This window comes from Cupriavidus sp. UYPR2.512, assembly GCF_000379565.1.
GTDB lineage: Bacteria > Pseudomonadota > Gammaproteobacteria > Burkholderiales > Burkholderiaceae > Cupriavidus.
This window is the reverse complement of the sequence record NZ_KB903156.1, coordinates 1-20,654: the sequence shown is the minus strand read 5'-3', so window position 1 is coordinate 20,654 and position 20,654 is coordinate 1. Positions and strand designations below refer to the sequence as shown.

At 67.6% G+C, this 20,654-nt stretch carries 20 protein-coding genes; 8 read left to right on the top strand and 12 right to left on the bottom strand.

The features are described from left to right. Positions 1 to 2: 2 nt before the first annotated feature. The 7 genes from A3A5_RS0126790 to A3A5_RS0126765 form a co-directional block, all read right to left on the bottom strand. Positions 3 to 284 carry an MmoB/DmpM family protein gene (locus tag A3A5_RS0126790; RefSeq protein WP_018313551.1) on the bottom strand — a complete coding sequence of 94 codons (282 nt, stop codon included), beginning with the start codon at positions 282 to 284 and terminating at the stop codon, positions 3 to 5. Positions 285 to 316: 32 nt separating this feature from the next. Further along, complete coding sequence (locus tag A3A5_RS0126785; RefSeq protein WP_018313550.1) at positions 317 to 1,312, bottom strand: aromatic/alkene monooxygenase hydroxylase subunit beta; 996 nt, start codon at positions 1,310 to 1,312, stop codon at positions 317 to 319. Positions 1,313 to 1,362: 50 nt separating this feature from the next. Further along, entirely contained in the window at positions 1,363 to 1,587 is a 225-nt protein-coding gene (locus A3A5_RS0126780; protein WP_013952185.1) for a phenol hydroxylase subunit, read from the bottom strand. Positions 1,588 to 1,763: 176 nt separating this feature from the next. After that, complete coding sequence (locus tag A3A5_RS43625; protein ID WP_157637306.1) at positions 1,764 to 1,910, bottom strand: hypothetical protein; 147 nt, start codon at positions 1,908 to 1,910, stop codon at positions 1,764 to 1,766. A gap of 304 nt (positions 1,911 to 2,214) precedes the next feature. After that, positions 2,215 to 3,948 (bottom strand): phenol degradation transcriptional regulator PoxR, encoded by a 1,734-nt coding sequence (gene poxR / locus A3A5_RS0126775; protein ID WP_018313549.1) that lies wholly within the window; start codon positions 3,946 to 3,948, stop codon positions 2,215 to 2,217. A gap of 155 nt (positions 3,949 to 4,103) precedes the next feature. Next, positions 4,104 to 5,099, bottom strand: a complete 996-nt coding sequence (locus A3A5_RS0126770) for a tripartite tricarboxylate transporter substrate binding protein (RefSeq protein WP_018313548.1) — start codon at positions 5,097 to 5,099, stop codon at positions 4,104 to 4,106. Positions 5,100 to 5,163: 64 nt separating this feature from the next. Beyond that, positions 5,164 to 6,282, bottom strand: coding sequence for a muconate/chloromuconate family cycloisomerase (locus tag A3A5_RS0126765; RefSeq protein WP_018313547.1), 1,119 nt, complete (start codon positions 6,280 to 6,282; stop codon positions 5,164 to 5,166). Positions 6,283 to 6,393: 111 nt separating this feature from the next. Here A3A5_RS0126765 and A3A5_RS0126760 point away from each other — a divergent pair, with 111 nt between their 5' ends. Continuing rightward, positions 6,394 to 7,284: a LysR family transcriptional regulator gene (locus A3A5_RS0126760; protein ID WP_018313546.1), complete on the top strand. Its 891-nt coding sequence runs from the start codon at positions 6,394 to 6,396 to the stop codon at positions 7,282 to 7,284. 6 nt (positions 7,285 to 7,290) lie between these two features. On the opposite strand, the gene A3A5_RS0126755 is transcribed toward A3A5_RS0126760, so the two are convergent. Together A3A5_RS0126755 and A3A5_RS0126750 are read right to left on the bottom strand one after the other, a co-directional pair. Then, positions 7,291 to 8,049 (bottom strand): enoyl-CoA hydratase/isomerase family protein, encoded by a 759-nt coding sequence (locus A3A5_RS0126755; RefSeq protein WP_018313545.1) that lies wholly within the window; start codon positions 8,047 to 8,049, stop codon positions 7,291 to 7,293. 144 nt (positions 8,050 to 8,193) lie between these two features. Continuing rightward, positions 8,194 to 9,174, bottom strand: coding sequence for a quinone oxidoreductase (locus A3A5_RS0126750; RefSeq protein WP_026201173.1), 981 nt, complete (start codon positions 9,172 to 9,174; stop codon positions 8,194 to 8,196). Between the two features lie 253 nt (positions 9,175 to 9,427). Here A3A5_RS0126750 and A3A5_RS0126745 point away from each other — a divergent pair, with 253 nt between their 5' ends. Together A3A5_RS0126745 and A3A5_RS0126740 are read left to right on the top strand one after the other, a co-directional pair. Beyond that, entirely contained in the window at positions 9,428 to 10,663 is a 1,236-nt protein-coding gene (locus A3A5_RS0126745; protein WP_026201172.1) for a CaiB/BaiF CoA-transferase family protein, read from the top strand. A gap of 53 nt (positions 10,664 to 10,716) precedes the next feature. Next, positions 10,717 to 11,694, top strand: coding sequence for a tripartite tricarboxylate transporter substrate binding protein (locus A3A5_RS0126740; protein WP_018313542.1), 978 nt, complete (start codon positions 10,717 to 10,719; stop codon positions 11,692 to 11,694). A 22-nt stretch (positions 11,695 to 11,716) separates the two neighbouring features. Here A3A5_RS0126740 and A3A5_RS0126735 read toward each other — a convergent pair whose 3' ends face one another. Further along, positions 11,717 to 12,403, bottom strand: a complete 687-nt coding sequence (locus A3A5_RS0126735; RefSeq protein WP_018313541.1) for a GntR family transcriptional regulator — start codon at positions 12,401 to 12,403, stop codon at positions 11,717 to 11,719. A 419-nt stretch (positions 12,404 to 12,822) separates the two neighbouring features. Between A3A5_RS0126735 and A3A5_RS0126730 the strand changes: the two genes are divergently transcribed. From A3A5_RS0126730 to A3A5_RS0126720, 3 genes are all read left to right on the top strand, one after another. Then, positions 12,823 to 13,032, top strand: coding sequence for a hypothetical protein (locus A3A5_RS0126730; RefSeq protein ID WP_026201171.1), 210 nt, complete (start codon positions 12,823 to 12,825; stop codon positions 13,030 to 13,032). A gap of 46 nt (positions 13,033 to 13,078) precedes the next feature. After that, a complete protein-coding gene (locus tag A3A5_RS0126725; protein WP_018313539.1) occupies positions 13,079 to 15,283 on the top strand; it encodes a phosphocholine-specific phospholipase C in 2,205 nt (734 codons plus the stop codon). A 132-nt stretch (positions 15,284 to 15,415) separates the two neighbouring features. After that, on the top strand, positions 15,416 to 15,781 hold the full coding sequence (locus A3A5_RS0126720; protein ID WP_018313538.1) for a glyoxalase superfamily protein: 366 nt from the start codon (positions 15,416 to 15,418) through the stop codon (positions 15,779 to 15,781). Positions 15,782 to 15,934: 153 nt separating this feature from the next. Here A3A5_RS0126720 and A3A5_RS0126715 read toward each other — a convergent pair whose 3' ends face one another. Together A3A5_RS0126715 and A3A5_RS0126710 are read right to left on the bottom strand one after the other, a co-directional pair. Continuing rightward, positions 15,935 to 17,311 carry a DUF1214 domain-containing protein gene (locus A3A5_RS0126715; RefSeq protein ID WP_018313537.1) on the bottom strand — a complete coding sequence of 459 codons (1,377 nt, stop codon included), beginning with the start codon at positions 17,309 to 17,311 and terminating at the stop codon, positions 15,935 to 15,937. Between the two features lie 335 nt (positions 17,312 to 17,646). Next, positions 17,647 to 18,270 (bottom strand): glutathione S-transferase family protein, encoded by a 624-nt coding sequence (locus tag A3A5_RS0126710; protein ID WP_026201170.1) that lies wholly within the window; start codon positions 18,268 to 18,270, stop codon positions 17,647 to 17,649. A gap of 116 nt (positions 18,271 to 18,386) precedes the next feature. Between A3A5_RS0126710 and A3A5_RS0126705 the strand changes: the two genes are divergently transcribed. Continuing rightward, positions 18,387 to 19,127, top strand: coding sequence for a DUF3348 domain-containing protein (locus tag A3A5_RS0126705; RefSeq protein ID WP_026201169.1), 741 nt, complete (start codon positions 18,387 to 18,389; stop codon positions 19,125 to 19,127). Between the two features lie 10 nt (positions 19,128 to 19,137). Next, a partial coding sequence (locus tag A3A5_RS0126700) for a DUF802 domain-containing protein (protein ID WP_018313534.1) occupies positions 19,138 to 20,654 on the top strand: 1,517 nt, incomplete at its 3' end.

Genomic DNA, 20,654 nt, shown 5'->3' with positions numbered 1-20,654 from the left:
GGTCAGGCGTTCCAGCGCAGCGTGAAGGCGTCTTCGTCTTCGTCGATGTTTCCGCACAGCGAGATCAGGTTCAGGTGGATCTCCTGCAGGTCCCAGTCGCGGCCGAGCTTGCCGGCCACCAGTTCGCGCACGATGGTCAGGTGGCCGGGGGCGTCGATCTTGACCATGGCGGGAAACTGCGACACCACCGCATGCGGGTTGGCCTCGGTGATGGCGTCGATGATGAGTCGGGTGTCGTCGTTGTTCTGCAGGGCGATGTAGACGTTGGCAGCGGTCGCTGACATGGCGTGTCTCCGTGGGGTTCGTTGCGGGCGGATCAGGCAGCCAGGCCGAGCTTGCCCAGGCGAACTTCGAACTGCTCGCGGCACAGCGCCACCATCTGCGCGCCGTCCTCGCCGGTGAGCGCATCGGCCACCGGCACCAGCGCCTGTGCCACCTCGGCGCAGGCGGCGCGCGCCCAGCCCGACAGCAGCACGCGGTTGGCGTCCGACTCGGCCGCGGCGGCCTGGATCACGGCATCGACCCAGCGTGCGTGCTCGTCGCGCCAGTCGTTCATGAATTCGGTCAGCACCGCCAGCCCGGTGCCGCAGGCGCGCGCGATCACCGCGTCGGCATGCTGGTAGACCAGCGGGTAGAGCAGCCCGTCGAGCACCAGGTTCTGGGCGACGAAGGTCTCGAACCAGTCCTCGGTGACAAAGGTGTGCTCGACAAAGCGGCGCAGCGGCTGCCACGCGGCGCTCTCTAGCCAAGCCACCCTGGCCCGCTCCAGCGCCACGCCGGTATTGCCGTCCAGCAGCATGCCGATGCGCGACAGGTATTGGGCGATACCCAGGCGGTCCATCGCGCAATAGGTGCAGGCCTGCGTGATGGCCGTGCCCCAGCCATAGTCGGCGCAGTAGAAGTTGTTCATGTTGGCGCCCCACTCGACATGGCGCAGCGGCAGCAGGCCAACGGCCAGGCGTTCCTGCCATTCGGCCGGCAGCGCCTGCAGCAGCCCGCGCTTCTCGACGAAGGCAAAGCTCTTCTCCGTTGCATCCTGCTGGCGCCCGCGCGCGGTAACGTAGGCGCCGTAGTAGAACTGGCGCGGGTCCTTCAGCGCATACCAGTCTTGCATCACGATCGCCGTGCGGCGCTTGTCATACAGCTCGAAGCGGGGGTCCCAGGTGGGCCGGTAGTGGAAGTTCACCTCCGACTGCACGTCGTAGGTCGCCTCCTGGTAGCGCGACGCCGGCTTGTCGCCGAAACGGCGCGCGACATGGCCGTAGGTCTGGCGCAGCGGCTGGATCTGCTGGGTCTTGATATCGACTTGCATCGCTTGGTCTCCTGTATCCCTTCTCTCTTTGTGATGCGGTGGCTGCGGCGTCAGTCGTCGGCTTGCGGCTGCGGCGCGGCTTCCAGCGGGGGCAGGAAGCGCACGCGGTTGACGCAGCAGAAGGCTTCGAACATCGGCTCCGGCATGATCAGTTCGACGTTGAGCTCGGGGTCGGCCACGCTGAAGGCGAACTGCACAAACCCTTCGGGGGTGCGGCCCTCGACCCGCACATAGCGCGGCGTGGCTTCGAACAGGGGAACCGACGGGGTGTTCATGGCGCGCTCCTTTGCGTTGGCTGGACGCAGGCCTTACTGCGAAGACCGTGCCAGCGAGCGCGAAGCGTTGTGGGGCAAGGGTTGCGGGGAATTGGCGCTGGCGAGCGTGCGCGTTAACCCGGTAAGGTCCGCCCCAAACCTATCGATGAATTGATGAAGCTGTCCGCAAACCTTGATCAAATGATCAAAAGCCGCGCCGGGTGGGCGTTTGCGGGCAGCGAGCAGATGCGGATGGGATTGCCCTGCGGCGCAGCAGCGTGCGTGGGCAACGTTAGTGATGTGGCTTGATGCGTCAGGGAAAAATCGCTGACGCGGCGCAGCATCGGGCGACTTCGGGCCGATGCGCGGCCGGAAGGGGTTGCATCAAATGATCAAGGGGGAAAGCCGGGGAGACGGGAGGAAGCCAGAGAAGGCCTAGGAACGGTTGGTGCAGGGGATTGCGTGGGAGGAGCTTGATCTACCGCATGTGTGCTCCCTCTCCCGCTTGCGGGAGAGGTTGGGGTGAGGGTGAGCTTGTCCACGAAGTGAAAGCCTGTGATTTGCCACCGCTGCCCTCACCCCCTGCCCCTCTCCCGCAAGCGGGAGAGGGGAGCAAAGCTTCAGCATTCTGAATGCCTGCCAGCGGCCTCAGTTGCCGTTGTGGTTGCCGTTACCGTTACCCCCGCGCGTACCGCGCATCTTCCACCGATACGCCAGCTGCGGCCGCGTAATGCCGAGCAACCGCGCCGCCTGGCTCATGTTGCCGTCGGCCCGCTGCATGGCCGCCTCCATCAGCACGGTCTCGACGTCGCCCAGCGCCAGCTGCTGCTCGGACATCTGGTCCAAGAGCGCGTGGACCGCGGCTTCGCGCAGGTCTGGCAAGGTGCCGCCCGCCCCCAGCCGCGGCGCGGTATCCACCACCGGTGCCACGGTCCCCGGCAGGAACAGGTGGTCGGCGGTGATCTGGCCGCCCTGGCTGGCCAGAATCACGCCGCGCTCGATCACGTTCTCCAGTTCGCGCACGTTGCCGGGCCAGTCATAGTGGCGCAGCTCGGCCAGCGCGCGGTCGGTGATGCCAACGATGCGCTTGCCGTGGCGCGCGCCGTAGCGGGCCACGAAGCGCTCGGCCAGCGGCCGGATATCGTCCAGGCGCTCGCGCAGCGGCGGGATCGTGACCGGGTAGACGTTGAGGCGGTAGTACAGGTCCTTGCGGAAGGTGCCCTGCTTCACGGCTTCGGCCAGGTCGACATTGGTGGCGGCCACCAGCCGCACGTCCACCTTGCGCGTGCCGGTGCCGCCCACGCGCTCGACCTCGCCTTCCTGCAGCACGCGCAGCAGCTTGGACTGGGCCGAGGCCGACAGCTCGCCCAGCTCGTCAAGGAACAGGGTGCCGCCGTGCGCACGCTCGAAGCGTCCGGGGCGCGACTGGCTAGCGCCGGTGAAGGCGCCCTTTTCCACGCCAAACAGCTCGGACTCGATCAGCTCATCGGGGATCGCCGCGCAGTTCACGGCGATGAAGGGCTTGTCGGCGCGCCCGCTCACGCTGTGCAATGCCTGCGCGAAACGCTCCTTGCCCACGCCGGTCTCGCCCAGCAGCAGCACCGTCACGTTGCTGGCCGCAGCACGCTGCAGCAGGCCCCAGGCGGCACGGAAGCCGGGCGAGGTGCCGACCAGGTCGGCCGGCGTGGCCGGGGTGCCCTGGAGCGCGCGCAGGTGCTCAACCTCGCTCTGCAGCGCGATGATCGTTTCGATCACGGGATCGGGCTGGTACAGCGCCAGTGCCTGTGCGCCGTCTTCCCAGGCTTCCACCGGCTTGCCGATGATGCGGCAGTGCACGTGCCCGCAGGCGATGCACTCAACCTCGCGATACAGGATGGTGCGCCCCATCAGCGCCGAGGTATAGCCAGTCGCGTAGCCGATCTGCATCCAGCAGGCGGGCTCATCGACGATGCCGAACAGCTGGCGGTGGACGTCGCCCTCGAAGGAGTCGTCCCACAGGAATTCGCCCTCGTAGATGCCGGCGGCAATGTCGATGTCGACCTTGACCGGCGTGACCCGCACCACCCCCTCGATGGTATGCAGGCAGGGCCCGATCTCCAGCTGGCCGAAGTCGCTGTGGCCGGCGCGCAGCTTGCGCGCGACCTCCGCATCGCGCATGCCCGAATGGAAGCCCATGCGGGTGAACAGGCCGCGCGCGCGCTCCATGCCCAGGGTGTCCACCAGTTCCTTGCGCAGCGCGCCCAGGGCGGCAGTATGGATCAGGATCATGCGCTGCTCGTCCAGCCAGATCGCGCCCTCCTCCATGGCAAAGCGCAGGCGGCGGGCAAGATCGGCCAGGCCATCGCGCATGGTGGCCGAGAACTTGTCGGTTGAACTGCTCATTGTCTCCCCTCAGTGCCGGCGGGTGATCCGCTCGAGTGTGCCTTTCGGCTGGCATCTTACGCACATTATGTGCCAGGGAGACGGGGGCTGGGTAATGGCATTCCTCCCGGAGCATTTCCGGGAGTCCCCCTATGAACCGCGTTGGTCCAGGCCGCTTAATCCGCCCGAATCCCCCGCTGACGGATCAGCACACCCCACTTCTCGGTTTCCTTCGCCAGGTGCTCGCGCAGCACCGCCGGCGAACTGCCGATCGGCTCGGCGCCGATCAGCGCCAGCCGCTTCTGCACCGCAGGCTTGCGCAGCGCCTCGAGCATGGCGCGGTTGAGCGTGTCGATGACCGGCTGCGGCGTCTTCGCCGGCACGAAGGCGGCGAACCACGGCGACAGTTCATAGCCCGGCAGGCCGGCTTCGGCCACCGTCGGCACATTGGGCAGCGCGCTGGAGCGCTTGCTGGTGGTGACCGCGATTGCCGTCAGCTTGCCCGATTCGATATGCGGCCTGGCCGAGGTAATGCTGTCGAACATGTAGTCGACCTGGCCACCCAGCAGATCCGTCATGGCCGGGCCGCTGCCCTTGTAGGGGATATGCAGCATGTCGACGCCGGCCATCGAGGTGAACAGCTCGCCCGCCAGGTGGATCGAGGTGCCGTTGCCCGCGGAGGCATAGGTGTATTTGCCCGGCGCCGCCTTGGCGTGCGCCACCACGTCCTTGACTGTGCTTTCCTGGCGCCGCGCCTTGCTGGCCACCAGTACGTTGGGCACCACCGCCAGCAGCGACACCGGCGCGAAGTCCTTGACCGGGTCGTAGCTCAGCCGGCCGTACAGCGCCGGGTTCACGGCCATGCCATTGGCGACGATGATCAGTGTGTAGCCGTCGGCGGGCGCGCGCGCCACCAGTTCGGCGCCGATATTGCCGCCGGCGCCCGGCCGGTTCTCGACGACGATGGCCTGGCCGAGCGTGCGCGACATGTCTTCGCCCAGCGTGCGGGCGATGTTGTCCATCGCACCGCCCGCGGGGAACGGCACGATCCAGCGGATGGGGTGGTCGGGATAGGCCGCGTGTGCGGCCGGCGCAGCAAACGACAGGCCGGCGGCCAGTGCCAGCGCCCCTGCGCGGCCGGTGCTTGCCAGCCGCTGGAATAATGTCTTCATAGTCTCCTCACTGCTTGATGCGCCGGCGCGGGCAACGCGCCAGGCGCTGGAATGGCGCGCCAGCTCAGTGGCGGCGGTAGTGCGCCAGCTTGTCTTCGTCCAGAGCCAGGCCCAGGCCCGGGCCTTCCGGCAAGTGCAGGCTGAAGTCACGATACTCCGGGCGCTGCTGCACGATATCGTCCTTGAGCAGCAGCGGTCCGAACAGCTCGGTGCCCCAGGCCAGCTGCGGCAGCGTGCAGAAGCCATGCGCCGCGGCGATGGTGCCGACGCTGCCCTCCAGCATGGTGCCGCCGTACAGCGCGATGCCGGCGGCGTCGCCCACCGCGGCGGTGCGCAGCATGCCGAAGATGCCGCCGGCCTTGGCGATCTTCAGCGCGAACACGTCGGCGCCGCCGATGCGCGCCAGTTCCATCGCGTCTTCCGGGCCGCACACCGCTTCATCGGCCATGATCGGCACCACGAAGCGCGCGGCCAGCCGGGCCAGCGCCATGCGCTGCTCACGCGGAGTGGGCTGCTCGATCAGGTCGATGCCGGCGGCTTCCAGCATGGCGATGCCGGTGGCAGCATCGGCCTCGTTCCAGGCCTGGTTGACGTCGACGGTGACGCGCGCCCGGTCGCCCAGCGCGCGCTTGATCGCGGCCACGTGGGCCACGTCGTCGCGCACGCTGCGCCGGCCGATCTTCAGCTTGAAGGTATGGTGGCGGCGCTCGGCCAGCAGTTGCTCGGCCTCGGCAATGTCGCGGGCGGTGTCGCCGCTGGCAAGCGTCCACAGCACCGGCAGCGTCGAGCGCACCGCGCCCCCCAGCAGCGTGGCCAGCGGCACGCCCAGGCGCTTGCCCTGCGCATCCAGCAACGCGGTTTCCAGCGCGGACTTGGCAAAGCGGTTGCCGCGCGCGACCTTGCCCAGGCGCGCCATCGCGGCATGCACGTTGGTGGCATCCTGGCCGGCCAGCGCCGGGGCCAGGTAGGTGTCGATGGTCAGCTTGATGCCTTCCGGGCTTTCGTCGCCATAGGACAGGCCGCCGATGGTAGTGGCCTCGCCGATGCCCTCCACGCCATCGCTGCAGCGCAGCCGCACGATCACCAGCGTCTGCTGCTGCATGGTGGCCATGGCCAGTTGGTGGGCCCGGATGGTGGGCAGGTCCACCAGGATGGCTTCCACCGAAGTGATAGTCGTGGTCATACCTTGTCGATGCAAATTGATATTGAGGCCAAGTATGCGGCTTGACTTTGCCGGTGTCCAAGACCGATGATGTCTCAATCAATACCCTACAGGTATGGAAACAGGACACCGATGGAACTCCGGCACCTGCGTTATTTCCAGGTCGTGGCCCAGGAACTGAACGTCACCCGCGCCGCCGAGCGGCTGCATATGGCGCAGCCGCCACTGTCGCGCCAGATCCGGCAGTTGGAAGAAGAAGTGGGCGTGGCACTGTTCGACCGCGTCGGCCGCGGGCTGCGGCTGACCGAGGCTGGCCGCTTCCTGCTGGAGCAGACCACCCAGCTGACACAGCGGCTGGAAGAAACTATCGAAGGCACGCGCCGCATCGGGCGGCAGGACAAGCGCTGGTTCGGCATCGGCTTCGTGCCGTCGGTACTGTATGGCGTGCTGCCAGAGCTGATCCGCGAACTGCGCGAATCAGACCGGCACGACCAGCAGGTAGAGGTAGGACTGGCCGAGATGATCACCGTCGAGCAGATCGAGGCGCTCAAGGCCGGCCGCATCGACCTGGGCTTCGGCCGCATCGCGCTGAACGACCCCGCCATCCGCCAGCAGGTGGTGATGGCCGAGCCACTGGTGGCCGCGCTGCCCGCACGCCTGCCCGCGCCGCGCCGCAAGGCGCTGACGCCACAGGCGCTGGCGGCGCAGCCGTTCATTCTTTACCCGGCCCGGCCGCGGCCCAGCTATGCCGACCACCTGCTGTCGCTGTTCCGCGCGCAGGGCCTGCAGTTGCGCGTGGCGCAGGAGGCCAACGAACTGCAGACCGCGCTGGGGCTGGTGGCGGCCGGCATCGGCATCACGCTGGTGCCGGCGTCGATCCAGCGCCTGCATCGCGACGACGTGCGCTACTGCCCGATCGACGCGCCGGGCTTCGTCTCGCCGGTGATCATGAGCTATCGCGAAGGCGACACGTCACCGTTCCTGGCGCGGGCGGTGGAATGGGTGATGCGGCAGGGGCAGTAAGCGACATCAGGTGCCGGTGAACCGCGGCTTGCGTTTTTCCTTCCAGGCCAGCGCGCCTTCGCGGATGTCCTGCGACTGGGTAGCCCGGCTGATGTCGCCAGCCAGCGCCTCGGTATCCAGCGCGCCGCGCCCGATCGCGTTCAGGTGCCGCTTCATGCCTTGCACCGCCAGCGGCGCCAGCCCGGCCACCGTGTCGCTGAGCTGGTCGGCGCGCTCGCGCAGGCGCTCGGCCGGCAGCAGCTCGGTCAGGAAGCCGCGGCGGAACATCTCGTCGGCATCGATGCGCTCCGCGCTCAGGAACAGGTGCTTGGCGTGGTTCAGCCCCAGCCGGCTGATATAGCGCTCCATGCCGCGCTGGTAGAAATGCAGCCCCAGCCGCGCCGCGGGCATGAACATGTCCACCGCGGCGGAGCCAAGCCGGAAATCGCACGCCAGCGCCAGGTCCGTGCCGCCGCCGTAGACGCCGCCGTGGATCTCGGCAATGGTCACCGCGCGGCAGTCCTCCACCGCGTTGACCAGGGTCTCGAAGCCGGCACCGCGCTGCCCGGCCGCGAGCCTGCCGATATCGAAGCCGCTGCAGAAGTACTTGCCGGTGCCGCGCAGGCGCAGCACGCGCACGTCGCTGGCATTCACTGCATCGACGTGCCGTTGCAGTTCGGCCAGGTCATCCGGCCCGAGGCGGTTGGCCACCTCCGGGCGGCGCAGCGTGATCGTGGCGACATGACCGGCAATGTCGAGCGAAGGAAGGGAACCATCAGTCTGCATCGGGAAAACTCCAGGTAGGGATCAGTGGGCACCGGCCTGCTGCGCGCCAGGCGTGCAAGGGCGCTGTCGAAGCGCTCCAGCCGTGCTTGCGCAGACGCGGGCCGCGCTTGCACGCGTTGCCACCAGGCACTGCCGGCGGCGCGTTCATGGGATCAGCACGGCCGAGCCCGTGGTGGCCCGGCCTTCCAGGTCGCGGTGCGCGTCGCGCACGGCGGCCAGCGGGTAGCGGTGCCTGACCTCCAGTCGCAGCTGGCCGCCCGCGACCGCGGCGAACAGCGTGGCCGCGGCATTGGCCAGCGCCTGCGGGCTGGCGATATAGGTGCGCAGCGTGGGCCGCGACACGATCAGCGAGCGCGCGTGCAGCAGCTGCAGGTCGAAGGCCTCCACGTCGCCCGACGCGGTGCCGTAGTTGATCGCCATGCCGCACGGCCGCAGGCATTGCAGCGACGGCACGAACACGTCCTTGCCGACGGCGTCGTAGACCACCGCCACGCCCTCGCCGCCGGTCAGCGCCAGCACTTCGGCCACGAAGTCCGCCTCGCGGTAATTGACGACATGGTGGCAGCCATGTTCCTGCGCCACCGCGCGCTTGGCCTCGCTGCCCACGGTGCCGATCACGGTCGCGCCAAGCGCGCGCGCCCACTGCGACAGCAGCACGCCCATGCCCCCGGCCGCGGCGTGCACCAGCACGGCGTCGCCCGGCTGCACCGCGTAGAGCCGGCGCAGCAGGTACTCGGCAGTCAGCCCGCGCAGCAGCGTGGCACCGGCCACCTCTTCCGGGATCGCGTCCGGCAAAGGCACGACCCGGCCGGCTGGCACGTTGCGCGTCACCTGGCAGGCGCCGGGATGCATATAGGCAACGCGCTGGCCAAGCTCGAACCCTTCTGCTCCGGGACCAACCGCGGTCACCTTGCCGGCCCCAACCGAGCCCAGCGTGACTGGGAACGGCGCCGCGGTGTGGGGGCCATGCGCGCCCTTGCGCTGGTAGATGTCCGCGAAATTCAGGCCAATGGCCGACTGGCGCACCTGCACTTCGCCGGGACCGGGCAGCGGCACTGTGACCTGGCAGGACTCCAGCACCTCAGGCCCGCCCACCCTGTTAATACAAACAGCATCAGTCAGCATACAAACACCCAAAACGTGGGCGCCGGTTAGGCAGGGGCGCGATTAGGACCGGCAGCCCTGGCCGCTGATCGTCTATTTCGTATGACTTAAATGGCACAAATGGCATTTTCACAGGATCGAGGTGACGCAAATCCGTAGGAAAACCCTCGCAGCCTACGCCATCCCGCTGCGCTCCGCATCATGGAAACTCCGTATACGTATTTTTATGATTGTTATTTGTATACTCACGGCAATCCATTGCCCAGGACCTGCCATGACATCTTTGCCTCCCGGCACCGAAGCCGCCGGGCCTCACGCCCCGCCCGCGGACCTGCCGCTGTCCGGCATCACCGTGCTGGACCTGTCCATTGCCCGCGCCGGCCCGGCGGCGGTGCGCCTGCTGTCGGACTGGGGCGCTGACGTGATCCGCGTGGAGCCGCCCCCGCCGCAGGACCGCGGTTCCGTCACCGGGCGGCGGCGCGGCTCGGACGAGCAGAACCTGCATCGCAACAAGCGCAGCCTGTGCCTGGACCTGAAGACACCGCAGGGCGCCGAGGTGCTGGCGCGCCTGGTGCGCCAGTCAGACGTGGTGGTGGAGAACTTCCGCTCGGTGGTCAAGGAGCGGCTGGGGCTGACCTATGAGCGCCTGAGCGCAATCAACCCGCGCGTGATCCTGGCCAGCATCTCGGGCTTCGGCCAGGACGGGCCCTATTGCGAGCGCCCGGGACTGGACCAGATCGTGCAGGGCATGTCGGGGCTGAGTTCGGTCACCGGCGAGCCCGGCAAAGGCCCGCTGCGCGTGGGCATTGCCATCTCCGATACCACCGCGGGCATGTTCCTGGGCCAGGGCATCCTGCTGGCGCTGCTGCACCGCGCGCGCACCGGCCGCGGGCAATGGGTCCATACCTCGCTGATCGAGGGCATGCTCAACAAGCTGGACTTCCAGGCCACGCGCTACACCGTCGACGGCGAAGTGCCGACCCAGCAGGGCAATGCACACCCGACGCTGGTGCCGATGGGCACCTACCGCTGCCGCGACGGCGTGGTCAATATCGCCGCCAGCACCGACCGCATGTGGGCCAACTTCTGCCGCACGGTCGAGGCCGGCTGGCTGCTGGAAGATCCCGCATTCCAGACCGCCTCAGGCCGTGCCGCCGACCGCCACCGGCTGGACCAGGCCATCAACCAGTGCACCGCCGCCTTCAGCGCGGCCGAACTGACTTCGCGCCTGAATGCCGCCGGCGTGCCGTGCGGGCCGGTGTTCGATATCGGCCAGGCCTTCGAGGACGCACAGGTGCGCCACCTGCGCATGACCCGGCCCGCCGAACACCCGGCGCTGGGGCCGCTGGAACTGCTGCGCTCGCCGATCAACCTGTCGGCCGCGCCGCATCCGGAACGCTTTGCCCGCGCCGCGCCCGACCCCGGCGAGCACACCGACGAGATCCTGCGCGGGCTTGGCTATGACGAAGCCGGCGTCGCGGCCCTGCGCGAAGCCAACGTGGCGTCCTGAGCGCCAGCAGTCAGGACAACCATAGCGACGATGACAACACCAAGGAGACAACGATGAAACACACTCTTGGGCGTGCCGCGATCGGCGCCGCCCTTGCGACCCTGGCCGCCCTGCCTGGCCTGGCCGGTGCGCAGGACTACCCGACCCGGCCGATCCGGCTGCTGGTGGGTTACACGCCGGCGGGTGCGGCCGACTATGTCGCGCGCGTGTTCGGCGAGGCGCTGTCGAAGGAGCTTGGCCAGACCGTACTGGTGGACAACAAGCCCGGCGCCGGCAGCACGCTGGCCTCCGCGGCACTGGCGCAGGCGGCCCCTGACGGCTACACCCTGGGCCTGGCCACGTCCACGCTGTACGGCATCGACCAGCAGCTCTACAAGGCCCGCTACAAGGCGGCCGACTTCACCCCGGTGACGCGGCTGACCGTGTCGCCGCTGATCCTGGCCGTCAACAAGAACCTGAACGTCAGCGATATCAAGACACTGGTGGCCCAGGCGCGCGCGCAGCAGGGCAAGTTCAACTACTCGTCGTCCGGCATTGGCGGCTCGCCGCATCTCGCCGGGCTGCAGTTCGAGAAAGCCACTGGCGTCAAGATGACGCACGTGCCCTACAAGGGCGGCGCGCCGGCGCTGCAGGCCGTGGCCGCGGGCGAGGTGGAGTTGTCGTTTGGCACCGCGGCGTCGGTGTTGCCGATGGGCACGCAGGGCGTGGTGAAGATGATCGGCGTAACCACGCCCAAGCCCTCGGCGGTGGCACCGGGCTTGCCGGCGCTGGCGGAGATGGGGCTGCCGGGCTTTGATTTCACCTTCTGGTTCGGGCTGTACGGGCCGGCCGGGCTGCCCGAGGGCATCCGCGACAAGCTCTTTGCCGCCACCGCCAGGGTGATGGCGGATCCGCAGCTGCGTGCGAAGCTCGCCTCCAACGGCAGCGAGGTGTCTACCTCGGCGTCGCCCGCGGAGTTCGGCAAGTGGGCCGCGGCAGACGGCAAGTCGGCCGTGACGCGGATCGAGCAGGCCGGCGTCAAGCTGGACTGAGCCTGCCTGCCCCGGCCGCGGACTAGCGCCGGCCGCGCTTGCCGCCGGCTTCGTCGCCGGGCATGGAGGCAATCATGTCCGCGTAGACGTCGCCCCCGGTGGCGATATGCCGGACCATCGCCGCCCCGGCTTCGTCCTCGTTGCCACGCACGATCGCGCCCATCACCGCCTCATGCTCGGCCAGCGAGGCCACGATGCGGGCCGGCTTCTCGAAGCGCAGGTCGCGCATGCCGCGCATGCGCGCGCGCATGGTGCGGATCTGCCGCGACAGGATGTCATTGCAGCAGGCCGCGTAAATGACTTCATGGAAGGCATCATTGGCCTCGCGGTAGCGATCCGAATCGGCACGCTCCGCGGCCGCGCGGCAGTCGTCGAACGCGGCTTGCATCGCCGTGCGCTGCGCCGCCGAGATGCGGCGTGCGGCCAGGCGCGCCGCCAGCGCCTCAAGCTGCACCAGGATCTCGTTCATCGCCACATACTCGCGCAGCGTGATCGACGACACGATCGCGCCCTGGCGCGGCACCAGGTCCACCAGGCCGGCCGACTCCAGCTGGATCAGCGCTTCGCGCACCGGCGTGCGCGACACGCCAAAGCGCGCCAGCAACTGCTGCTCTTCCAGCTGGGTGCCGCTGGGAAGCTTTCCGGAAAGAATCTCCTGCTCGATCGCGGCGCGGATGGTTTCGGACAGGCTCTTCTTTTCTTCGGACATGAACTGCGGCGGCGTACGGAGGACGGGGATGGCGTGATTCTACCCTGCCCTGCGTATTCATTGATGCCCGTTGCGTGCACACGATGTGGCATCCCGCTACGCCAGCCTGACGGAAGGCCGACGCAAACGGCCTGCCACCGGGTAGCAGGCGGCTCCTGGCAGCCAGCAATTGCCAACTCTGCCAGCTGCGACACTTTTGGTTACAAAACCAAATCGTCAAATGTGTTCGATGTCAAACATCTGACATTTGACCAATCAACAATCGCCCGCTGTCGCGACAAGCCAAGGCCAACCGCACCCCAACCGGCCAGTTCCCCGCACTTGTCGTCCGCGCGGCGGAAGTCCATGGCCTGCATCCGATGTCGGCGCATGGGCTCGGCAATCGTTATCCCCTCAACGACTACAAGCCAATGCACAAAATGAGACCCTCATTACTGTCGCGTTCCACCCGGCCATGGCTGGCCGCCGGCACCATCACGCTCGCACTGATGCTTGCCGCCTGCGGCGGCGGCGACTCGCCGGGCGCGAGCGGCGGCACCCTCCAGCCCGCCGCCGCCAATGGCAACAAGCCGGACAACGCCGGCAAGCCTGACCAGCCACGCTCCTGCTCAACGCGTTGCGCCCCGTAATGCGGGCCGCTTTCCGACTCAGCGACAGACCGACCCAGCCACAGCCATGACCTTCAACCCGTCAAAAAGACAGTTCCTGAAGACCAGCCTCGGCACCGGCGCCGCCGCCGCGGTGCTGGCCACCTTTCCGCCCAGCATCCGCCGCGCGCTCGCCATCGAGGCCAACAACGCCACCGGCACCATCCAGGACGTCAAGCACGTCGTGATGGTGATGCTGGAGAACCGCTCGTTCGACAACTACTTCGGCACCTTCAAGGGCGTGCGCGGCTATGGCGACCGCTTCGCGATCCCGCTGCCCAATGGCAAGAACGCGTTCTACCAGACCGATGCCAACGGCAATCTCCTGACGCCCTACCATCTCGATGAAACCCAGGGCAACGCGCAGCGCGCCGGCGGCACGCCGCACACCTGGCCCGACGCGCAGGCCGCATGGGACCACGGCCGCATGGACCGCTGGCCGGTCGCCAAGAAGACGCTGTCGATGGGCTACTACGATGACGCCGAGATCCCGTTCCAGCGCGCGCTGGCCGACGCCTTCACGCTGTGCGATGCCTACCACTGCGCGATGCACACCGGCACCATCCCCAACCGCCTGTTCTACTGGACCGGCAGCAACGGCCCCACCGGCGACAACGTCGCGGTGATGGTCAATGATTTCAACGCGGGCGCCGATGTGGGCCCGTCCACCGAAGGCTGGACCTGGAAGACCTACGCCGACCGCCTGCAGGCCGCCGGCGTGGGCTGGAAGGTCTACCAGAACGTGCCGGACAACTACGGCTGCAACCAGATGATGAGCTTCCGGCACTGGCGCGCCGAGATGGAGAAGATGCCCGCCGGGCGCAAGCTCTCCAACACTGCCGGCACCGGCGTCAACCCGCCCTACAACCCGGATATCGACGACCAGTACAGCCCGCTGGCCAAGGGCTTCTGCAACACCATGCCCGACGGCGGATTCCTGCAGTCGCTGCGTGACGACGTGCTCAACGGCAAGCTGCCCGAGGTGTCCTGGATCATCCCGCCGGCCGAGTTCAGCGAGCACCCCGGCCCGTCCAGCCCGGCCAAGGGCGGCTGGTACGTGCAGGCCATCCTGGACGCGCTGACGGCATCGCCCGAGGTCTGGAGCAAGACCGTGCTGCTGATCAACTTCGACGAGAACGACGGCTTCTTCGACCACAGCCCGCCGCCGACCGCGCCGTCGCGCAACCTGGACGGCACGCTGGCCGGCAAGTCGACCCTCGACGACGCGCAGATGGCGTACGAGTACTTCAACTTCCAGCCCGCCACGGCCAAGCAGCCGCCGCAGGACGGCAAGCCCTTCGGCCCCGGCCCGCGCGTGCCGCTGTGGGTGGTGTCGCCGTGGAGCCGCGGCGGCTGGGTCAACTCTGAAGTCTTCGACCACACCTCGGTGCTGCGCTTCCTGGAGGCACGCTTCGGCGTGATGGAGCCGCAGATCAGCGCCTACCGCCGTGCCATCTGCGGCGACCTGACCAGCGCCTTCAACTTTGCCACGCCCAACGCCGAGACCCTGCCCACGCTGGCCGGCCGCACCACCCGTGCCGACGCCACCAGCCTGACCGCATGGCAGCAGGCCCAGCCGGCGATCCCGGTGCCGGCCACGCCCGCGCTGCCGGAGCAGGACACCGGCACCCGTCCGTCGCGCAAGCTGCCATACGAACTGCATACCAGTGCGCGCGTCGATGCCGCATCCAAGGCAGTCCGCCTGCTGTTCGCCAATGCCAGCACCAACCAGGCCGGCGCGCTGTTCCACGTCTATGACAAGCTGCACCTCGACCGCATTCCGCGCCGCTACGTGGTCGAAGCCGGCAAGACGCTGGACGATGCGTGGGACATCAATGCCGACGGCGGCAAGTACGACCTGTGGGTGCTGGGGCCCAACGGCTATCACCGCTCGTTCTCCGGCGATATCAACGAAGCGGTGACCACGCCGACGGAAATCCAGGTCTGCTACAACCCGTGCAGGAAGCCCACGGTCCAGGTGAAGCTGCATAACGACAGCGATGCCGACGTGACTTTCACCGTCACGGCGCTGGCCTACCGCGACGACGGCCCGTGGACGCAAAACGTGAAGCGGGGCAAGGTGGAAACGCTGGAATGGCCGGTAGCCGACAGCGGCAACTGGTACGACTTCGTCGTGACCTGCGAGGCCAGCCCGGCGTTTGCGCGTCGCTTTGCGGGGCGGATGGAGACCGGCGAGGACGCGGTCAGCGATCCGGAGATGGGAGTGGTTTGATGCGGCACGCCCCAGGGCTCGCGTTGAGCCCCGGGGCAGATTGTGCGAAGCAAGTCGCGTAAGCGTAGCCGCAAATCACCGCGGGCCGGCGTTATTATCCGGCATTCCTGCACGACGACCAAACGAAAAGCCATGAACCTGTCTGCCGGTATCCCCATTCTCCGGATCTTCTCGGTCGACAAGGCCAAGGAGTTCTACCTCGACTTCCTCGGCTTCTCGCTCGACTGGGAGCATCGGTATGAAGAGGGGTTTCCGCTGTACGCGCAGGTCAGGCGCAGTGGCCTGACGCTGCACCTGAGCGAGCACCATGGCGATGCCACGCCGGGATCGACAGTGTTCGTGACGGTGGAGGATATTGATGCGCTGCAGCGGGAGCTGTCTGCCAAGGCGTATCCGTACGCCAGGCCCGGCGTTGAGGATGCGGGCTGGGGGCGGATGCTGCAGGTGGCCGATCCGTTCGGGAACCGGCTGCGGTTTTGCGAGGTGTCAGTGGATTAGTGTCCTGTCCCGTGGATGGCTTGATCAATGAAATCGTCCAGTTGCGCCTCAGGCCAGGCGCGCGGAGGCGCCATGGCCGTAGCGATGGCCGCAACTGGGCGCTTTCATATCGAGCCTATTTGCGGGACCGGACACCGGATCCTCACTCGCAGCTCAGTTGCGCTTGACCAGCGGCGCCGGGAACCACTCCCCGGACAGGATCGGCTGGTCCGGCCCATAGAGGCGGAACGTCAGGTTGTAGTTCTTTCCCTTGGGCGTGGGCAGCCAGTTGCCGTCAGGCGCGTCCTTTGGCCGGGCAGGTCCGAAGTACAGCGTCAGCGAACCGTCCTGGTCATAGCTTAGCCTGGACTGTTTGTTGATCAGGAACCGGTTCTTCGCATTCGGGATCACGCGGAAGTTCTTGGAATCCACCGCAATCACCGACCAGAAGTATTTGACGTGGCGGGCAGGCAGCTCGTCCTTTGGGAAGGTGATGGTGTAGACATTGCCGCCGTCGAGCCTGGTGCCCGTCCCGTCTGTATCCGTCTTGAAATAGACGACCTCATCCGTGCTGTTGGCCCAGATCCCCCCCAGGTCGATGCGGGTGCGGGTCTGGTAGTCACTGCCGTACTTGCCAATGGTAGCGGGCCTGTTCCAGCCGTTCTTGACGGTGCCTGCGGTGGAGAATGACTGGAAGAACGCCGGCAGCGTCTGTTCGCGGATGACCTTGTCCACCCGCGCGCGTTCGGCGGGGCTGCGGGCCACCGCGGCGCTCACGGCGCGCACCTTGGCCTGGATGGGCTCCATGCCCGGATTGATGTCCGGCTCCGAGCCAAGCGCAACGGCGGCCGAGTCAAAGGCTTCGACACCGGGGAGCTTGTCATTGCTGAAGGCGGGCGTGGCGGGCACCGGGGCAATCGTCGGCGTGCCAGTGATCCGCGTCGTGATCCGATGCTGCAGGGCAATGGCCTGCTTCTTGTCTGCTCCGATTTCCACCCGGGCCAGCACCCGTGAGGTCTTGCCCGGCAGATCGATGCGCCTGGCCTTGGGCGAAAGTGCCGCACTGGCACCCTTCAGGCACATCGCGAATTCGCCGCTTGGATGGTCCGGATAGTTGCGCTCGTTGATATTGGCGACGGTTTCGCCCCAGCCGTTCAGGAACTGAATGGTGTAGTAGCGCCCCTTGATGGCCGGCACGCTGAAGACCGTGCAGGTCTTTTCGTCGACCGCAATCCAGGCCTCACTGTAGGCGACATCCAGATTGGGGTTGGCCCACGACACACCGCCGACGTCGCGATGAATGATCCGGTTCCACTGGAAACCTTCCTTCTTGAAGTCGATTTGCTGCTGGCGCAGGACAAGCAGCCGGCCCAGCAGGTAGATGTAGGCATCGTAGATGTCCTGTTCCGACACCGCGGCCGGCGGGGGGCGCGACGGGACAGCCGACGCCGCAGCCAACGCCGCGGCCGGCGGGTTATGGCATCCGGCCAGGCCCGCCAACATGGAAACGGCCAGCATGGAGGCACCGACGGCGCGGTTTGAGATCGACATGGGGCCCTCTCTTTCCAGTATCGCGATTTGCGATCGCTAGACTGTCGCTGAGGGGTGGAAAAAAGTGAACTAAATAAATTGTCCAGGTGATCTGAATAAAGTCGACCTGGACACTGCTTCCCCCCAGAGATGCACCAGCGGATCGTCCTCGACGACCAGGCAGACGCCCTGCAGCAGGGTGGAGGCCGACAGGCCACCGGGCTCGTAAACCGGCTCGATCGCCGCCGGCTGGTCTTCATGTCTTCCCCGTTGAAATCGCGTTCCACAGGGGGACTGATGTTGCATCGGAATGCCTGCGATTGGCACCCTACCGCGGTAGGCGCGCCAGCGGCCACCTATGCGCAGGGCAATGCCTCAAATGCGGGTAGCCGCTCAAGCGCCGCCGTCAGCGCAACCAGCGCCGGATGCCGCGCCGTATCGACCGCGCCTGGCATCATGAACTGCGCAAAGGTCCAGGTGACCGCGGCGGTCAGCTCGGCCTGGCCGATATCCGCCTCGCCTGCAGGGACGGGACGCCTGGCCAGCTCGGCCTCCAGCAGTGCAAAGGCGCTCTCGCGCTGGGCATCCACACGGTCCAGCCACGGCTGGTGCAGCCACGGCTGGTGCAGCTTGCCCGCCGGCCGCTGGCTGTGCTCATAGAAGTTCTGCACCACCTTCTCGCTCGCCGCCAGCGCCAGCCCGACGATGCGCAACGCGGCCTGCCGTGACGCAGTTTGCGCCGGCATCAGGCTGCGGCCCGCCAGCGACTCGGCATAGTCGATGATAAGCGTCGAGTCCATCAGCACGACCCCGTTGTCGCAGACCAGCGAAGGCGCCTTGACCACCGGGTTGATGGCATGGAAGCGCTCGAATTCACGGAAGACGGATACCGACTCATGCGTGAACGGCAACCCGAGCAGGCGCAGCGAGATCGCCGTGCGGCGGACATAAGGGGAATCAAGCATGCCAACCAGTCTCATGATTTCACTCCGTGGTGGAATGGGTCCGGGACGGATTCCCGCCCATCATCCACCACGCCAGCCGGCCGCGCCACCGCCCGGGCGTGTAAACTGCTGGATTTTTCGAATCCGGCGCAATGTTACAAGTGCCCCGGCGCACAGGTTTCAGCGGCCCGACGCTCGTCCGCCTGCTGGCTCGCCTGACTGACGCCGATGCCCCTCCTCCTGCAAGCTCGCTCTCGAGCCAGCTGAGCCAATGGCTTGGCTGGGCGGATGCGATCGCGCTGTCATCGGCGCTGAAGGCCAATGCGCCGGCGGCGGCGCCTGCCGCACGTGCTGTCGACAGCACTGAGGCACGCGAATGCGCCCGCGTGCGCGCCGCGCTGGCCGATGCCATCGTGGAAGACACCACGCTTGCCGGCAAGCGGCGCGGGCCGGCCCGGCCGTCCGCGCTGCCCGACCCCGTGGATACGCAGGTCGACTACGCGGTCTATCGCCAGCGCTACCTGACGCTGCAACAGACCATGGAAACCGCGATCGGCAACCTGCGCGGGCGCCTGCGCAGCGCGTTGTCCGGCCACGCACCCGGCATGGCCAAGCTGGCCATGGTCGATGCCGTGATGGAGCGCGTGCTGGCCGCGCGCGAACAGAGCCTGCTGGGCGCCTTGCCGACGATGCTGGAGCCGCACTTCCAGCGCCTGCGCCAGGCCGAAGCCGCGGCGCTGGCCGAAGCCCAGGCCGCTGGACAGCCCGCAACGGCCAGGCCCGGGGCATGGCTGGGGGTATTCCGCAAAGATATGCAGAGCGTGTTGCTCGCCGAACTCGACATCCGCTGGCAGCCCCTTGAAGGCTTGCTGGCGGCGCTGCAGGACAGCTAACCAGAACATCATGACCCGATACCTTACCCATATTGTCGCTTTCCTGGCGGGCCTGGCCATCGTGTGCTGGATCGCCGCCGGCTATGCAGGCACGAACTTCCTGGCACTGGCCGTGACGCTGCTGATCGGCGGCTGCTATCTGGCGGGGGCGTTTGAGCTGCACCGTTACCGGCAGGCCACCGCCACGCTGGCACAGGCCGTCGCCGGCCTGTCCGAAGCGCCGGCCAGCCTTGGCAGCTGGCTGGAACGGCTGCATCCCAGCCTGCGCGACAGCGCCCGCCTGCGCGTGGAAGGCGAGCGCGTCGGCCTGCCCGGCCCCGCGCTGACACCCTACCTGGTCGGGCTGCTGGTGCTGCTGGGCATGCTGGGCACGTTCCTGGGCATGGTGGCAACCCTGCGCGGCACCGGCATCGCGCTGGAGACCGCCACCGACCTGCAGGCCATCCGCGCCTCGCTGGCCGCACCGGTCAAGGGCCTGGGCTTTGCCTTCGGCACCTCGGTCGCGGGCGTGGCCACGTCCGCGATGCTGGGGCTGCTGTCGGCATTGTGCCGGCGCGAGCGGATCCAGGCCGCGCAGGCGCTGGACGCCCGCATCGCCACCACGCTGCGCCCCTACTCGCGCGGCCACCAGCGCGATGAAGCGTTCCGGCTGCTGCAGCGCCAGGCCGACGTGATGCCGGCACTGGTCGAGCGCATGCAGGCCATGATGACCACGATGGCGGAACAGAACCTGGCCCTGACCGAGCGCCTGGCCGCCAGCCAGGACGCCTTCCACGGCAAGACTGAAGTGGTCTACACCCGCCTGGCGGCTTCGGTGGAGCAATCGCTGAAGGACAGCATTGCCGACAGCGCCCGCGCCGCAAGCGCCGCGATCCAGCCTGCGGTGGACGCAACTATGGCGGGCCTGGCACGCGAAACCACTGCCTTGCGCGATACCGTTACCCACGCCGTGCAACAGCATCTGGACGGGGTATCGAGCCGCTTCGAGAGCGCCACCGCGGGCGTCGCGGATACCTGGAACCAGGCGCTGGCCGGGCATCAACGCACGAGCGAGGCACTGGCAGCGGATCTGCGCACGTCCCTCGACGGCTTTGCCCAGACCTTCGAACAACGCTCGGCCGGGCTGCTGGACAGTGTCGCCACCCGTCTCGACACTGCTGCCGCCAGCGCTGCCGACGCGTGGCGCGAGGCGCTGTCGCGCCAGGAGCGCACCGGCGAGCAGCTCGCCGGCGACAACCGGCAAGCCCTGACGGCCGCCGCGGCCGCCTTCGGCGAACATGCGGCGGCGCTGGTGCGCACCGTGGGCGAGTCGCATGCCGGGCTGCAGACGCAGCTGGCCGCGCACGATGCGCAGCGCCTGTCGGCCTGGGCCGATACGCTCGGCACCATGACGACTGCCTTGCGCCAGGAGTGGGAACAACTGAACGCGCATACGGTAAGCCGCCAGGACGAGATCAGCACTACGCTGGCGCAGAGCGTGCGCGAGATCTCGGCCCAGACCCAGGCGCATGCCAGCCAGACCCTTGC

Excerpts from the sequence above, each read along its gene's own strand:
- A3A5_RS0126790 (WP_018313551.1), bottom strand. The coding sequence starts at position 284 with ATGTCAGCGACCGCTGCCAACGTCTACATCGCCCTGCAGAACAACGAC.
- A3A5_RS0126785 (WP_018313550.1), bottom strand. The coding sequence starts at position 1,312 with ATGCAAGTCGATATCAAGACCCAGCAGATCCAGCCGCTGCGCCAGACC.
- A3A5_RS0126780 (WP_013952185.1), bottom strand. The coding sequence starts at position 1,587 with ATGAACACCCCGTCGGTTCCCCTGTTCGAAGCCACGCCGCGCTATGTG.
- A3A5_RS43625 (WP_157637306.1), bottom strand. The coding sequence starts at position 1,910 with ATGCTGCGCCGCGTCAGCGATTTTTCCCTGACGCATCAAGCCACATCA.
- poxR (WP_018313549.1), bottom strand. The coding sequence starts at position 3,948 with ATGAGCAGTTCAACCGACAAGTTCTCGGCCACCATGCGCGATGGCCTG.
- A3A5_RS0126770 (WP_018313548.1), bottom strand. The coding sequence starts at position 5,099 with ATGAAGACATTATTCCAGCGGCTGGCAAGCACCGGCCGCGCAGGGGCG.
- A3A5_RS0126765 (WP_018313547.1), bottom strand. The coding sequence starts at position 6,282 with ATGACCACGACTATCACTTCGGTGGAAGCCATCCTGGTGGACCTGCCC.
- A3A5_RS0126760 (WP_018313546.1), top strand. The coding sequence starts at position 6,394 with ATGGAACTCCGGCACCTGCGTTATTTCCAGGTCGTGGCCCAGGAACTG.
- A3A5_RS0126755 (WP_018313545.1), bottom strand. The coding sequence starts at position 8,049 with ATGCAGACTGATGGTTCCCTTCCTTCGCTCGACATTGCCGGTCATGTC.
- A3A5_RS0126750 (WP_026201173.1), bottom strand. The coding sequence starts at position 9,174 with ATGCTGACTGATGCTGTTTGTATTAACAGGGTGGGCGGGCCTGAGGTG.
- A3A5_RS0126745 (WP_026201172.1), top strand. The coding sequence starts at position 9,428 with ATGACATCTTTGCCTCCCGGCACCGAAGCCGCCGGGCCTCACGCCCCG.
- A3A5_RS0126740 (WP_018313542.1), top strand. The coding sequence starts at position 10,717 with ATGAAACACACTCTTGGGCGTGCCGCGATCGGCGCCGCCCTTGCGACC.
- A3A5_RS0126735 (WP_018313541.1), bottom strand. The coding sequence starts at position 12,403 with ATGTCCGAAGAAAAGAAGAGCCTGTCCGAAACCATCCGCGCCGCGATC.
- A3A5_RS0126730 (WP_026201171.1), top strand. The coding sequence starts at position 12,823 with ATGAGACCCTCATTACTGTCGCGTTCCACCCGGCCATGGCTGGCCGCC.
- A3A5_RS0126725 (WP_018313539.1), top strand. The coding sequence starts at position 13,079 with ATGACCTTCAACCCGTCAAAAAGACAGTTCCTGAAGACCAGCCTCGGC.
- A3A5_RS0126720 (WP_018313538.1), top strand. The coding sequence starts at position 15,416 with ATGAACCTGTCTGCCGGTATCCCCATTCTCCGGATCTTCTCGGTCGAC.
- A3A5_RS0126715 (WP_018313537.1), bottom strand. The coding sequence starts at position 17,311 with ATGTCGATCTCAAACCGCGCCGTCGGTGCCTCCATGCTGGCCGTTTCC.
- A3A5_RS0126710 (WP_026201170.1), bottom strand. The coding sequence starts at position 18,270 with ATGAGACTGGTTGGCATGCTTGATTCCCCTTATGTCCGCCGCACGGCG.
- A3A5_RS0126705 (WP_026201169.1), top strand. The coding sequence starts at position 18,387 with ATGTTACAAGTGCCCCGGCGCACAGGTTTCAGCGGCCCGACGCTCGTC.